The sequence below is a fragment of the Anaerotignum sp. genome, from assembly GCF_045122575.1.
In the GTDB taxonomy this organism is placed as follows: domain Bacteria; phylum Bacillota; class Clostridia; order Lachnospirales; family Anaerotignaceae; genus Anaerotignum_A.
Window position 1 is genome coordinate 1 of the sequence record NZ_JBGVHV010000059.1, and the last position, 14,421, is coordinate 14,421.

The window sequence follows — 14,421 nt, forward strand, 5'->3', positions numbered from 1 at the left end:
GTTCCATAAAATTCCTCCATACCTATGATTATAGGACGGCGAAACGGCGAAACCTGTCGTTTTTGCAGAACGGAAACGAAAAAAACGGCGACAAAAAAAGACAGCCGAAGCTGCCTTTCTTTTCCATTCTTATTCCGCCATAATTTCCGCTGCCATAGCCGCCAGTTCCTCTTCGCCCAAGCCGCAATCCGCAGCAGTCAGAGAATAATACACGCCATCTTCTTCCCAGCTATAGTTTTCCATCACGTTCCATTCTTCTTCCGCTGTGCCGTAGGAAATATAAATCTCCCCTGCATCCTGCATGGCTTTGTATTCTTCTGTCAGCGCGTCTTCATTGGGCAGGAACAGGAAGGTATCCTTGCTGTAGCCCTCTGTTGTTTCCACGCCTGCATCGGCATAAGGGCTGCCGCCATCGATCAGCAGCGTCACACTATTCCCTTTTTCGTCGGCATAAGAAACGGTCATTGTTTTGTATGTTTCCCCCATAGGGTTGCCGTCTTCATCCTGCCCCTGCGTTTCGCCTGTACCGCCATGCTGGAATGTCATGCCGTTTGCAAAGGTTTCCACATATCTGGCATCAAAGCCCAGTTTCTTTTCTGCTTTTTCCATGCCTGCAAACGTTCTGATGTTATTTGTGCCGCTGGAAAGCACACCGCCCAGATGACCAGCTGCATAACAGGTCACGCTGAGGGCACAGATCGCCGCTGCCGCTGTTACCATTTTCTTCATGTTGAATTTCATAAAACCATTCTCCTTTCTTCTCTCCTCTGCCTCTGTGCGGATCTTTTTCAGCAGGTCATGGGAAGGTTCCACGTCCCGTACCCTTTCCGTCAAAGCCTGCCGCATCAGCGTATCAAACTCTTTCATAAACAACTTCCCCCTTCTGCCGGTCTGCCTCCAGTGCCTGTTTCAGCCGCCTTCTGGCTGCAAAAAGCCTTGTTTTCACCGTTCCCTCCAGTGCGCCTGTGGCCTCTGCGATCTCTTTGATCGAAAGGTCATTGAAATAATAGAGAATCACTGTGGTACGCTGTTTTCTGCCCAGACCATCCAGCGCCCGATATAGTTTCTCGTAGGTTTCTTCCTTTTCACTGGGATAACTGTCTGCTGCGCCGACCTGTTCCAGGGCTTCGCTCCAATCCACGGCCGGCAGTTTTTCCCCCATCCCTTTCCACGCGCAGCGGGTCAGGGTACGGAAAAACCACGGGCGAAAACGGGAAGGCTCCCGCAGTTCCCGAATATGCAGCAGGCAGAGCACAAAGGCTTCCTGCGCCGTATCCTCTGCCAATGTTCTGTCCCCTGTGATGAGGGCGGCAGTGCGTACGGCCTGCTTCTGATACAGGGCAAAGAGTTCGTCAAAGGCACTTTCGTCCCCTGCCTGCAGGCGTCTGACCAATGCTTCTTCCATAGCAGGCCTCCTTTCTGTTTTGATGTACATCTGCTGATAAGAGAGAAAAAAGAAGAAAAAGGTTCTATTTTTCTGCAAAAAAAATTCGGAGAAAGTGTAATACACTCTCCCCGAATGATTCCTTTTTATTCAGTTGCTGCACAAACATTGGGTCTGTCCGGAAATACGATCATCCCGAAGCCATTCAGCACCGCCAGCTTCTGCATCAGCGCTTCTGTACCGGCTGTTTTCTGGTATTCCATTTCTTCTTTATACAGAGGGATCACACAGTACATATTGATCTGTGTGCCGTCTTCCGCGCGGAACATACTGATATTTTCCTGCAGCGCCCCCAGCATAGCACCGCAGAGTTTTGTGCTTTCATCATAGGGCACAAAATCCGCAGAGTTGGGCAGGGTATGCCCCCAGCCCAGCCATGTTTTGAATTCATGGGGAAAACGCGCCAGATATTTGGTCAGCTTCACCGGCCACCAGAGGTGATCGGGCACGTCCTTGTCTGTTTCATAGCCCGTCAGGATATCCCATTCCGCAGGCAGGAACAGCAGCAGTTCTGCCCGTTCCAGATCCTTATACTGGGGCAGGAATTCCTGCGGCAGCTGCATGGGCAGTGCGCTCATGCCTGTGGTATAAATGACATGGAAATCCTTCTTTGTGGGTGCTTTCATCACGAAAACATTCACACTCAGAAATTCAGAATCGATCTCACGGTACACCCTTGTTTCTCTTTTGGGAAACAGGGCTTCCATGTGCTGACAGATCTCCTGTTCATAAGGAGTCACCGCCGCAGGTCTGCGTTCTGTTCTTTCTTCCAAATCGCCGTATTCGTATACGGAGCTTTTGCTTTCTTCGGACACTTTTACACCTCCTTGCCAAACAATGCCCCGGCAAATTCTGCCGCATCGAATTTCTGCAGGTCATGGATGCCTTCACCCACGCCGATATAACGAACGGGGATCTGCAGTTCACTCTTGATGGCAACCACGATACCACCCTTGGCTGTGCCGTCCAGTTTTGTCAGAACAATACCGGTGATATCCGCCACTTCTTTGAACAGTTTTGCCTGCTGCAGGGCATTTTGGCCTGTGGTTGCATCCAGTACCAGATAAACTTCCTTATGGGCAGCGGGATATTCTCTCTCAATAACACGGGCAATCTTTTTCAGTTCCTCCATCAGGTTTTTCTTGTTATGCAGACGGCCTGCGGTGTCACAGATCAGCAGGTCTGCGTTCTGTTTTCTTGCTTCATGAACTGCATCGAACACAACCGCTGCAGGGTCGGAATTTTCCGCCTGTTTGATCACAGGAACGTTGTTTCTTTCGCCCCAGATCTCCAGCTGGTCGATGGCCGCCGCGCGGAAGGTATCTGCTGCTGCCAGCATGACAGACTTGCCTTCTTCTTTATAGTTATGAGCCAGTTTCCCGATGGTCGTTGTTTTCCCAACGCCGTTTACGCCGATGACCAGCAGTACGGAAGGAGAAGGCAGGCTTTCCGCTTCCTCTGCACCCTCTTCCAGAATAGCTGTGATCTCATCGATCAGCATATCTTTGATGACAGAAGGATCTGTCGCATGTTCTCTTTTTACTCTTTTGCGCAGATTTTCCACGATATCCATGGTAGTCTGTACGCCCAGATCGGCCATGATCAGGGCTTCTTCCAGTTCTTCGAAGAGGTCTTCATCGATTTTTGTAAATGCCCCCAGAACGCCGTCTACACCGCCAAGGATATTTTTTCTTGTTTTATCCAGACCGGCTTTCAGTTTTGCGAAAAAGCCTACTTTCGCAGGTTTTTCTTCTTCCGCTGCAGGCGTTTCTTCCTTCACTTCTTCTGCCGCAGGTTCTTCTTTTTCTTCTTCCGCTTCTTCGTGGTGCAGTTCTTCGTCCAGTTCTTCTGCAAATTCATCCGCAAGGGCATCCAGAAAAGCCAGCGCATCTTCGTCATTATCTGCTGTGAAAACTTCGCCGTCTTCCTGAGAAACAATAACTTCATCCTCCGCCAGAGGTTTTTCTGCCAGAATTTCGCCTGCCATGTCTGTCAGTTCTTCCAGCACCGCCTCTGCTTCGTCTTCGTTTTCCGCTGTCAGCAGTTCTTCGCCGTCTTCATCCACAAATTCGATTTCGATCTCAGATTCCGCTTCCAGTTCTTCTGCGGAAATTTCTTCCGTTTCCACGTCGGTTTCTACTTCCACGCCGTCGATCTCTACAACGCCTTCCCGCTGTTCTTCCACGGGTGTTTCTTCTGTTGGTTTCTTTTTGAAAAAATCAAATAAGCCCATTTTTTCAATCTCCTTTTTTAAATTTATGCTGTTATACTCTGTTCCGCTTCAGAAAAGCTCACAGAGATCAATTTAGAAATCCCTTTTTCCTGCATCGTTACACCGTAGAGCACGTCGGCATGTTCCATGGTGCCCTTTCTGTGGGTGATGACGATAAACTGTGTTTCCTCCGCAAACTGCTTCAGATAACGAGCATAGCGGCTAACGTTGGCATCATCCAGCGCCGCCTCAATTTCGTCCAGAATACAGAAGGGAGAAGGTTTCATTTTCAGGATAGAAAACAGGATGGCAATGGCCGTCAATGCTCTCTCGCCACCAGATAAGAGCTGCATATTCTGCAGGTTTTTGCCGGGGGGCTGTGCCACGATCTCGATAGGAGATTCCAGCACATTGTCCGCATCCGTCAATTTCAGATAGGCCTTACCGCCACCGAACATTTCCCGGAACACTTCACTGAAGTTTTCGGAAATCACCTTAAACTGCTCTCTGAACTGATTTTCCATCAGCTGAGACAGTTCCTCGATGATCTGGCGCAGTTTTTCTTCCGCATCCAGAATATCTGCCCGCTGGGCAGTCAGGAATTCATATCTTTCCTTCACTTCCTGATACTGCTCAATGGCGCCGACGTTTACATCACCCAGTTCACGGATCTTATTCTTCCATTCTTTTACAGGGTGTTTTTCCATATCCTGGGGCAGGTTTTCCACGTATTCCCGCGCCATGCGAAGGGTCATTTCATATTCCTCCCACATCTGGTCGGTGATCCGCTGTTTTTCTTCCTCCAGTTTTTCCTTTCTGGTGGAAATACGGAAGATTTCATTTTCCAGTTTGCCTGCCGTTTCCTTCCATTCGGCTGCTGCCGCTTCTGCGTTCACCGCGGATTCGGCAGTTCGGCTCTTTTCTGCCGCTGTTTCGTTCAGGCTGTTCTGCAGGTCTTCCGCCTGTCTGGAAAGAGCTTCCCCTTTCTGTTTCAGGTCTTCCTGCTGTTCCTGTCTCAGGTCGGTATTCTTTTCATAGAAGGCTGCCTGTTCGGCCGCTTTCTTCTGTTCCTTTTCCAGTTCTGCCGCTTCTTCCTGCAGGCGCAGCAGCGTTTCTTCCATACTGTAAACGCTCTGACCTGCAGAGGAAAGGTCGATTTTTTTCTGGGTGATCTCTGCCATCAGGGCATCCCGTTCTTCCTTTTCACCGCTCAGGCTGTTCTGGAAAGCTTCCAGCTGTTCTGTAGCGAACTGCATGGCCTTCTGGGAATCTTCTTCCGCCTTGCGGAATGTTTCGATTTCCCCTTCTGCTGCATCCAGCTGTTCTGTCAGCTGATTTTCTTCCAGCTGCAGCAGAGAAAGTTTTTCTGCCGCTTCTTTCTGATCTGCCAGAGTCTTTTCCTTTTCGCCGCTGCCGCTGTTCAAAGTCACCATGACCTTCTGCAGTTCCATTTTCTTTTCAACGGTTTCGTCTTCGATCTCCTGCAGATCATCATTGGCCAGAAGCAGTCTTTCCCGCATCATGGATGCTTCATCCGTGGCTGCCTGCAGTGCTTCCCGCAGATTGCGGATCTCTCTGCTTCTGCCGAATACATGCAGCGCCTTTTTCTGGGCAGAACCCCCGGTCATAGAACCGCCGGGATTCAGGATATCCCCTTCCAGTGTGACCAGTTTATACTGATGGCGGTATTTTTTCGCCAACTGTACCGCTTTATCCAGATTTTCCACCACAATGATCCGCCCCAAAAGGTTCAGGGCGATCTGACGGAATTTTTCATCAAAGGTAACCAGATCATAGGCTGTACCAATGACGCCAACCTCTGCCATAATGGCATTTTTTCCTTCCAATGGTCTGCCCTTGATAGCGGTAATCGGAAGGAACGTCGCACGCCCCAGATTGTTCCGTTTCAGATAGTTGATGGCATCCTTTGCATCTTCTTCCGTTTCTGTAACAACGTTTTGCAGTGAACCGCCCAATGCAGCTTCAATGGCCGTTTCATAGGCTTCTTCCACCTTCAAAAGCTGGCCTACTGCACCGCAGATTCCTCTTTCTGCCGCATCCTGCAGATTCAGCAGACTTTTTACGCTGTTATAAAAGCCTTCATGCTCTTTTTCCATTTCCATCAAGAGGGACAGACGGGAACGAGTCTCGGAGATCCGCTTTTCCTGTCTGGAAAGGCTGGCTTCTGCCCGCTGTTTCTGTTCCACCGCGTGGCTTCTGTCATGTTCCAGGGCATCCAGTTCCTGTTCCAGATAACGAATATGCTCTCTGCGGTCATTTTCCTGTTTTTCCAACGCCTGCAGATGCACAGAAAACTGATGCAGTCTGCTTTCCGTATATTCCTTTTCCGTCAGCAGCTGTTCTTTTCTGGCAAGGAACTGCCCTTTCATGGCTTCCCGCTTGGAGATTTCCCCCTTGGCTTCTGTGCCGATGCGGATCTGTTCAAAGATTTCATCCTTGAAGGATTCCGCCTTGCTTTCGTCCTGAGTCAGGGCTGTGCTCAGGGATGCGTATGTTTCTTCCAATGCATCCAGCGCATTCTGCTGACGATCCATTTCCAGCTTCAGCGCATTTCTCTTGCTCACACAAGTTGCCTGTTCTGCTGCATTTTCCTGCTGCTTGCGGGATTTTTCCGCCATCTCTTCCCGAATACGACTGATATTGGCTTCATCGTTGGCTTTCTGTTCTTCCCTCAGACGGATCTCGCCTTCTGTTTTTTCCATTTCTGCCCGCAGTTCTGTCATTTCGTCATTTTGCTGCTGCAGGAGGGCATCCAGTTCCTCTGCCTTTTCCCGCATAGAAAGGGCTTTTTCTCTTTCACTGTCGCTTTTCTGCGTACTGTCTGCCATCTGTTCTCTGGCAGCGGCTTCATCCTGCTCCAGTTTTTCCAGCTGTGTGCCGATGCGTTCCGCATCTTTGCAGAAAGCCTCTGTTTCCGCCTGTTTCAGATGTTCCTTCAGGCGCAGATATTCCTTTGCCTTTGCACTGGCTTTTTCCAGAGGGTCAACCTGCACCTCCAGTTCCCCAATGATATCATCCACACGAAGCAGGTTCTGCTGTTCCTTTTCCAGCTTATGAACGGCTTCGTTTTTTCTTGTTTTATATTTTACGATCCCTGCCGCTTCTTCGAAAATACGGCGGCGGTCATCGCCTTTTGCGCTCAAAATCTCATCGATACGCCCCTGCCCGATGATGGAATACCCCTCTCGGCCAACACCCGTATCCATGAACAGTTCCTGAATATCCTTCAGCCTGCAGGCGGTACCGTTAATGCGGTATTCACTCTCGCCGGAGCGGAATACCCTTCGGGTCACCTGCACCTCGCTGTATTCCAGAGGCAGCTTGCCGTCCTGATTGTCGATCAGGATGGAAACCTCCGCAAAGCCCAGCGGCTTTCGGTTTTCCGTCCCCGCAAAGATGATATCCTCCATCTTGTCGCCGCGCAGGCTTTTTGCTCTCTGTTCCCCCAAAACCCAGCGCACCGCATCGGAAACGTTGCTCTTGCCGCTGCCGTTTGGCCCAACGACCGCCGTCACGCCGGGATTGAATTCCAGTTTTACTTTTTCAGGAAAGGATTTGAAACCCTGTAGATCCAATCGTTTCAAATACATTCATTTACACCTCATTTGTAAGATTAGGTCAGCAGCTTACCGCCAACCATGGTATAGAGGACTTTGCCTCTGACTTCTTCATCCGCAAAGGGAGAAAATTTTGCTTTGGAAGCAAAATGTTCCGGATCGATGCGGTGGGTTTCCATAAAATCCACCACAATGATATCTGCATCTTTGCCTTCCGCGATCATTCCTTTGTTGTATAGTTTCAAAATTTCCGCAGGCTTTTCGGAAAGCATTTCAACCAGTTTTTCCACCGTGATATATCCCTTTTCCACCAGATGGGTATAGCTGAGGGCAAAGGTGGTTTCCAGAGAAGAAATGCCATAAGCCGCCTGATCGAATTCCTTTTCTTTTTCCGTTCTGTTTGTAGGACTGTGTCCCGATGCGATCACATCGATGGTGCCGTCCACAATGCCGTCAATAATGGCAAACACATCTTCCTTCGTTCTGAGGGGAGGATTCACCTTTGCCAAAGTATCATAATCCCCGATGGCATCCTCTGTCAGAATAAAATAATGGGGACAGGTTTCGCAGGTCACGCCGACTCCGCGGCTCTTTGCTTCGCGGATCAGCTGCACAGAACCCTTTGTGCTGACGTGGGTGATATGTAATCTGGCACCGGTACGTTCCGCAAGGTTCAGATTTCTGGCAACGATCACTTCCTCCGCCTCTCTGGGCATCCCTGCCAGACCAAGGCAGGCCGCCGCATAGCCTTCGTTCATGACACCTCTGGCAGAAAGGCTTCTGTCCTCGCAATGAGTCGTGATGGGCAGATCAAACATCTTGGAATAAACCATGACATTTCTCAGAAATGCCGCAGAATCCGTAAATTCATCCCCGTCAGAAATACCAACGATCCCTGCATTGAACATTTCACCGATCTCCGACATCTGTTCCCCCAGACAGCCAATGGACATGCTGCCATAAGGATAAATATTCACCAGAGATTTTTCCTTGGATTTGGAAACGATATATTCCACAACCGTTTTGTTGTCAATGGCAGGTGTGGTGTTGGGTTCGCAGGTGATGGTCGTAAATCCGCCGCGGAGAGCCGCTCTGGAAACCGTTGCGATATCCTCGATGTATTCATGTCCGGGGTCACAGATATTACAGTGCATATCAATCAGTCCGGGCAATACCATATGTCCGCCCACATTTAAAACCTTGGCACCTTCTTCTTCCAGATCCCGCCCAATTTTTTCGATCACGCCGTCCTTTACGAAAATATCATGGAGCATGTCCTTATCATGAGAAGTTCCCAGCAGTCTGCAGTTTTTCAGAATGGTTTTCATTTGAATGCACCTCCCACCTGAGAAAGGATATAGAACATAGCCATACGCACTGCTACGGAGTTGGCAATCTGGTCATTGATGATACACTGCTTACTGTCGATGACACCGGGAGAAATTTCGATCCCCCTCTGAATGGGGCCGGGATGCATAACAATAGCATCCTTTTTCGCATATTTCAGCAGTTTTTCATCGATACGGAAGAATTTTTTATATTCATCCAGAGAAGGCAGGAAAATTTTATCCAGAGATTCCATACGCATACGGGTAGTCAGGATAACATCCGCATTATTGACTGCTTCTCTGGCATCGTAACAAACATTGACACCGAATTTTTCGATTTCCGGCAGCATCAGTGTAGGGGGGCCGGAAACGCTGACCTCAGCGCCCAGTTTTGTCAGACCCCAGATATTACTTTTAGAAACACGGCTATGCAGAAGATCCCCAATGATGGCCACCTTCAGCCCTTCAAAGTCACCCTTCTGTTCCTTGATGGTCAGAAGATCCAGCAAAGACTGGCCTGGGTTTTCATTGAAGCCGTCCCCTGCATTGATGACAGATGCTTCCACGCAGTCCGCCAGCAGCTTGGGCGCACCGGCCATGGGATGACGCAGGATGATGAAATCCGCCCCCATCTGGTCGATCAGCTGACCCATATCCTGCAGACTTTCCATTTCGATGGAATGAACGGAATTTGTCATATCGATGACATTGGCACTCAGATGCTGAGCCGCCAGTTCATACGCCAGTTTCGCACGGGCAGACTGTTCATAAAACAGCATGATGACAGATTTCCCCTGCAGATGGGGTGCCTTTTTGGACTTCTGATTCATGATATATTTCATTGTTTCGGCCGTACCAAGGATATAACGGATATCCTCCGCGGTCATATCCCGCAGGCCGAAAAAGTCTTTACTTCTCAGCGGCATGTTGTTTCCTCCCACTTATTTGCGCAGTCGTTCCAGCAATGCTTCAAAATAAGGCGGCAAAGGCGCCTCAAACTCCATATATTCCCCTGTTCTGGGGTGGATAAAGCCCAGCACTCTTGCGTGCAGCGCCTGTCCCTCCAGAGAAATGGGCTGTTTTTTCGGGCCATAGACAGGGTCACCCAAAAGGGGATGACCGATATAAGTCATGTGCACACGGATCTGATGGGTTCTGCCGGTTTCCAGCTGCGCCTCGATCAGTGTGAATTTTTCCATTCTTTCAATGACACGATAATGGGTCACCGCATGACGGCTGTGTTTCTGGGTCACCGCCATTTTCTTTCTGTCCTGCGGATTTCTGCCGATGGGCTGATCCACTGTGCCCTCGTCTTCATTGAAACCGTTATAAACAACGGCATTATATTTTCTGGTGATACTGTGCTCCGCCAACTGTGCCGCAAGAGACTGATGTGCCATATCATTTTTGGCGATCATCAGCACACCGGAGGTGTCCTTATCGATACGATGCACGATGCCGGGGCGTTTTTCCCCATTGATACCACTCAGATCATCGCCGCAGTGGAACATCAGCGCATTGACCAGTGTACCGCTGGTATGGCCGGGGGCAGGATGCACCACCATGCCCTGAGGCTTATTCACCACGATCACATCGCTGTCTTCGTATAAAATATCCAGAGGGATATCCTCGGGCAGGATTTCCACTTCTTTCACTTCTGGAACGGTCACATCGATGATGTCTTTTTCCCTCAGTTTATAATTCGCCTTTGTCTTTCCGCCGTTCAGCGTGATCATACCTTCATCGATCAGCTTCTGTACGCCGCTGCGGGAAAGGTCTTCCATATTATCTGCAAGAAACACGTCGATTCTGGTACCGACATCTTCTTTTTCTGCCGCAAATGTAAAATAATCCATACTTATTCATCCTTTTTCTTCTTAAAGTCAAGGTCTTCGTCTTTCACAACAAAAATGATCATCAGCGCCAGCAGGATGACCCCGACCACCACATAGATATCCGCCACATTGAACACAGGCCATTCAAAAAACGTAAATTCAAAAAAATCTACCACATAGCCGCGGAACAAACGGTCAATGATATTGCCGACGGCACCGGAAAGTACCAGCACCAGAGAAACTCTCAGCGGAAAGTACTCTTTCTTTTTCGGCATAGTCACATAAAACCAGATCAGCCCTGCAGCAATGATCCCTGTCAGCAACAGGATAAACCATCTCTGTCCACTGAACATACCAAAGGCAACCCCTCTGTTCTCCACAAAGGTCAGATCCATAAAGCCTTCCATCAATGTCATACTGTGGATCGGCTTCAGACTGGCCAATGCCCAGAGTTTTGTTCCCTGATCCAATAAAATCAATACAATAACTGCAATGATTGGTAAAATATTCAAACTTTCTCATCCTCTCAAGGCGAAAAACACCCTTAAAATGTAGTTTTCGGGGCAAAAATCACTTATCCCCAAAAACAAAAATTAGCCACGGCAAAAAATGTGTTCACTTTCTGCCGCAGCTTATCTTTTCTTATTTTGTTGTTTCTGCGTTTGCTTCTTTTTCTGCCAGAATTTCGTTTTTATCCAGCAGTTCGATTTCAGCATACAACAGCAGTTTTACTCTTGTTTTCATCAGTTCGTAGCGGCTTTCCAGTGCTGCGATCTCCTGTTCCAGTTCGTAGGATTTTGTTCTCGCTGCGCTGATGATCTCTGCCGCCTGTGTTTTTGCTGCACTGAGGATGGATTCTGCTTCTGCCTGGGCAGCTGCTTTTGTTTCCGCCGCTGCGGATTCCGCAAAGCTCAGTGTGCGTTCGATGGATTTTTCGAGATTCTTGAAGCGGTCTGTTTCTTCCGCAACCGTTTCCACTTTTGTTTTTTCTTTCAGGCTTTCTTTATACAGTCTCTCATAATCTTCGTAGATATCATCCAGAAAAGTATCTACTTCTTCGGGAGAATAGCCCACAGCTACTTTTTTAAAGTCCTTTGTCGCGATGTCGTTCGGTGTGATCACGAAAAACCCTCCTTATCAAATATATTTTTCAATTTCCAATGCTGTCCTGTCTTTTTTGGTTTTCCCGCCAATCTCCTTGATGCGAAAACGCCCAAAGCCCCGCAGGGAAACCAGATCGCCCTCTTTCAACTGATGGGACGTATTGGTCACGATATTCCAGTTGACCTGTGCCTTTTCCGCACCGATCAGCGTCTGCACCTTGCCCCGTGCAAGGTGGAAAGCCTCTCCCGCCACAGCATCCAGTCGCAGGGAAGCCACCGTCAATCGTTTTGTTTCTGTCTGGCGCCGGGGTACGGCATCCGCCCCCTCCGTCTCCTCTGCAACGACTGCAGTTTTGGAGACCTGCTCCAGCACAGCTGTGATATATGGCGCGATTTCCTCCGCCACAAAACAGACCGCCGTATCCTCTGCCACCAGAATATCACCCACCTTGCTGCGGTCGATGCCCAGCCCAAGGATGGAACCCAGATAATCTCTGTGACTCAGGTCAGCCTGTCCGAATTTTTTACTTTTTCTTCTTATTTTAATGATCTTGATGGGAAATTCTTCTTCTGCCAGTTCTTCTTCTGCCAGCGAAAAACCCATCATCTGCCGTTCGCAATCTTCCGTGCCGCCAAACAGCACCACATTCAGATCACGGAGGCCTCGCATACGTTCTGCGAAACGGGCACACTTTGCCCTGTCCATGAAATCCGAAAAGGCAGGTTGTCTGCGCTTCGTGGCGAAAATCGCCTGATCCAGCGCTTTTGCAAAGAGCAGCCGTTCCTCCCCGTCGGGGATGCTTTTTAAAAGTGCCTGTCGATCCATCATATCAGAAAATCATCTGCACACCGCTGATCAGCAGTGTCTGCACCAGTCGCATCAGGATCAGCGCAAAGATGGGGGAAAAGTCCAGCCCATAGCCACCGCCCAGAGGGGACTTACTTAACATCTCTCTCACAGGGCCCAGAATGGGTTCTGTCATGTTATACAGAAAGCGGCCGATGGCACTGTTGTACCCTCTGACCACCCAGGAAAGGATGATACGTATAAAAATCAGAATTTCCAGAAAATAGAAAAACAGACCGATTGCCTGTACCAGCAATGCTTCCATCTCTATAAAACCACCTTATCTGGCGCTGCTGTTGCCGTTCATCCAAGGCAGCAGAACGCCTTTTGTTTTTAATTCTTCTTTGAAATCACCGGAGATATCCACATTTTCGGGAGCAATGATGAAAATGTTATTAGCAACACGCTGGATCGCGCCTTCCAGTGCATAGCATGTGCCGCTCAGGAAGTCCATGATACGCTGTGCCACGGGATATTCCACTTTTTCCAGATTTACCACAACGGGACGTTTTGTTTTGATCTGATCACAGATTTCCTGTGCATCTTCGTAGCATTCAGGTTTGATGATCACTACCTGCATTGTTACGTTTGTATTCACACTGTAGATCTGAGGGTTATTGCTGCTTCTTGCAGAAGATTTGCGGGGTGCGGGAGATACGGGATAATCCGCACTTGTATCTCTCAGACCGTAGGAAGGTGTTTCTCTTACGGGCGCAGGAGCTGCCACATAATCATCTTCATAGTAATCGTCATCATCTTCGTATTCGCCAAACATCAGATCTTTCATTTTGTCAAAAATTTTAGCCACAGTCAGTTCCTCCTAAGCTCTCTCTATTACTCATCCTTTATTGGGATAATATCTTTCACCGAAAATACCTGTCCCTACGCGAACGATGGTAGCCCCTTCTTCAATGGCTACTTCATAGTCACCGGTCATGCCCATGGACAATGTATCCATCTTTATATTATCAATTTTTTTACTGTTCATGTCAACCAGTAATTCTCTCATTTGACGGAAAACTTCGCGGTTTTCTTCCTGATCTTCCACAAAAGGCGCAACAGTCATCAGCCCACGCACACGGATATGCGCCATCTTTGCGATCTCTCTCAGCAAAGCCTCTGTTTCTTCGGGTGCTACGCCAAATTTGCTTTCTTCGCCGCCCATGTTTACTTCGATCAGCACATCCATCACAACATCTTTCTGGGCTGCGCGTTTTTCAATTTCTTCCGCCAGTTTCAGGCTTTCCACAGAGTGGATCATATCTACCTTATCGATGATGTATTTTACCTTATTTGTCTGCAGATGACCGATCAGGTGCCAGTGGATGCGATCCCCTGCAGGTGCATATTCCATCATAGGTTCATATTTTTCCATGATCTCCTGCACCTTATTTTCCCCCAGGGAAACACAGCCGGCCTGCACCGCTTCCCCGATCAGCTCCACGGGTTTTGTTTTGCTGACTGCCAGCAGCAGGATATCCTCTGCCTTTCTGCCGCTTTTCGCCGCTGCCGCCGCGATCTTCGCTTCTACCTCTCTGATATTTTCAGCTACACTCATGTTATTGCCTTCTTTCTTTTTTGAATTGTATTGGAAAGCCGATTGTTTCACACTCTCGCAATCACCGCTGATATTAGTAAACGCTGTCGCCTTCCTTGATATTCTTTGCATCGGAAACAATGGTATCATAGGGCTGCAGTCCTGTAACACTGCCCGCTTTTACGATGGCATATTCCTGATTCTGCTCCAGAATCTCAATCACAACAAAATTTGCCACAGAACTGTTTGCCACATACACACCGGCATGGGGTTCCAGTTCCGAAACCGTATACTGCACCGCGTTTTCGCCCGTGCCCTGCAGAATGGTATCCCCGATCTTCACGGCTGCCCCTTCCTGCTCAATATATACGGCATCGTCATCGCTTGCCACAATGGAAAGATCTGTAAACTGGGTCTTTTCCCCCTTTGTCAGAAGCACACCGTCACTGCCCATACTTTCTGTCAGGCAGGTACGGGGAATCCGGATCAGGGATTTTTCCACGATGGCATCATTGGGGATCTTCAGCCCTTCTACGA

At 48.8% G+C, this 14,421-nt stretch carries 15 protein-coding genes; all 15 read right to left on the reverse strand.

Features of this window, described 5'->3' with window-relative positions; translation table 11 throughout:
- Positions 1 to 129: 129 nt before the first annotated feature.
- A complete protein-coding gene (locus tag ACJMLT_RS02740) occupies positions 130 to 867 on the reverse strand; it encodes a hypothetical protein (protein WP_405726233.1) in 738 nt (245 codons plus the stop codon).
- Entirely contained in the window at positions 854 to 1,405 is a 552-nt protein-coding gene (locus tag ACJMLT_RS02745) for an RNA polymerase sigma factor (RefSeq protein ID WP_405726236.1), read from the reverse strand. The genes ACJMLT_RS02740 and ACJMLT_RS02745 overlap by 14 nt, the downstream gene beginning before the upstream one ends.
- Before the next feature lie 125 nt (positions 1,406 to 1,530).
- Complete coding sequence (locus tag ACJMLT_RS02750; protein WP_405726239.1) at positions 1,531 to 2,259, reverse strand: suppressor of fused domain protein; 729 nt, start codon at positions 2,257 to 2,259, stop codon at positions 1,531 to 1,533.
- 2 nt (positions 2,260 to 2,261) lie between these two features.
- Complete coding sequence (gene ftsY / locus ACJMLT_RS02755) at positions 2,262 to 3,224, reverse strand: signal recognition particle-docking protein FtsY (protein WP_405726274.1); 963 nt, start codon at positions 3,222 to 3,224, stop codon at positions 2,262 to 2,264.
- Positions 3,225 to 3,700: 476 nt separating this feature from the next.
- Positions 3,701 to 7,267, reverse strand: coding sequence for a chromosome segregation protein SMC (smc, locus tag ACJMLT_RS02760; RefSeq protein ID WP_405726242.1), 3,567 nt, complete (start codon positions 7,265 to 7,267; stop codon positions 3,701 to 3,703).
- 23 nt (positions 7,268 to 7,290) lie between these two features.
- A complete protein-coding gene (locus tag ACJMLT_RS02765; protein ID WP_405726244.1) occupies positions 7,291 to 8,562 on the reverse strand; it encodes a dihydroorotase in 1,272 nt (423 codons plus the stop codon).
- A complete protein-coding gene (locus ACJMLT_RS02770; protein ID WP_405726247.1) occupies positions 8,559 to 9,488 on the reverse strand; it encodes an aspartate carbamoyltransferase catalytic subunit in 930 nt (309 codons plus the stop codon). Before ACJMLT_RS02770 ends, ACJMLT_RS02765 begins: the two co-directional genes overlap by 4 nt.
- Positions 9,489 to 9,503: 15 nt before the next feature.
- Entirely contained in the window at positions 9,504 to 10,418 is a 915-nt protein-coding gene (locus ACJMLT_RS02775) for an RluA family pseudouridine synthase (RefSeq protein ID WP_405726250.1), read from the reverse strand.
- Positions 10,419 to 10,420: 2 nt separating this feature from the next.
- Entirely contained in the window at positions 10,421 to 10,909 is a 489-nt protein-coding gene (gene lspA, locus ACJMLT_RS02780; protein ID WP_405726253.1) for a signal peptidase II, read from the reverse strand.
- A gap of 130 nt (positions 10,910 to 11,039) precedes the next feature.
- Positions 11,040 to 11,519: a DivIVA domain-containing protein gene (locus ACJMLT_RS02785; protein ID WP_405726256.1), complete on the reverse strand. Its 480-nt coding sequence runs from the start codon at positions 11,517 to 11,519 to the stop codon at positions 11,040 to 11,042.
- A gap of 15 nt (positions 11,520 to 11,534) precedes the next feature.
- Positions 11,535 to 12,329, reverse strand: a complete 795-nt coding sequence (locus ACJMLT_RS02790) for a YlmH family RNA-binding protein (protein ID WP_405726259.1) — start codon at positions 12,327 to 12,329, stop codon at positions 11,535 to 11,537.
- A gap of 1 nt (position 12,330) precedes the next feature.
- Complete coding sequence (locus ACJMLT_RS02795) at positions 12,331 to 12,612, reverse strand: YggT family protein (RefSeq protein WP_405726262.1); 282 nt, start codon at positions 12,610 to 12,612, stop codon at positions 12,331 to 12,333.
- 15 nt (positions 12,613 to 12,627) lie between these two features.
- A complete protein-coding gene (locus tag ACJMLT_RS02800) occupies positions 12,628 to 13,155 on the reverse strand; it encodes a cell division protein SepF (RefSeq protein WP_405726265.1) in 528 nt (175 codons plus the stop codon).
- 30 nt (positions 13,156 to 13,185) lie between these two features.
- Entirely contained in the window at positions 13,186 to 13,905 is a 720-nt protein-coding gene (locus ACJMLT_RS02805) for a YggS family pyridoxal phosphate-dependent enzyme (protein ID WP_405726268.1), read from the reverse strand.
- A 73-nt stretch (positions 13,906 to 13,978) separates the two neighbouring features.
- On the reverse strand, positions 13,979 to 14,421 hold a 443-nt coding region (locus ACJMLT_RS02810), incomplete at its 5' end, for an HlyD family efflux transporter periplasmic adaptor subunit (protein ID WP_405726271.1).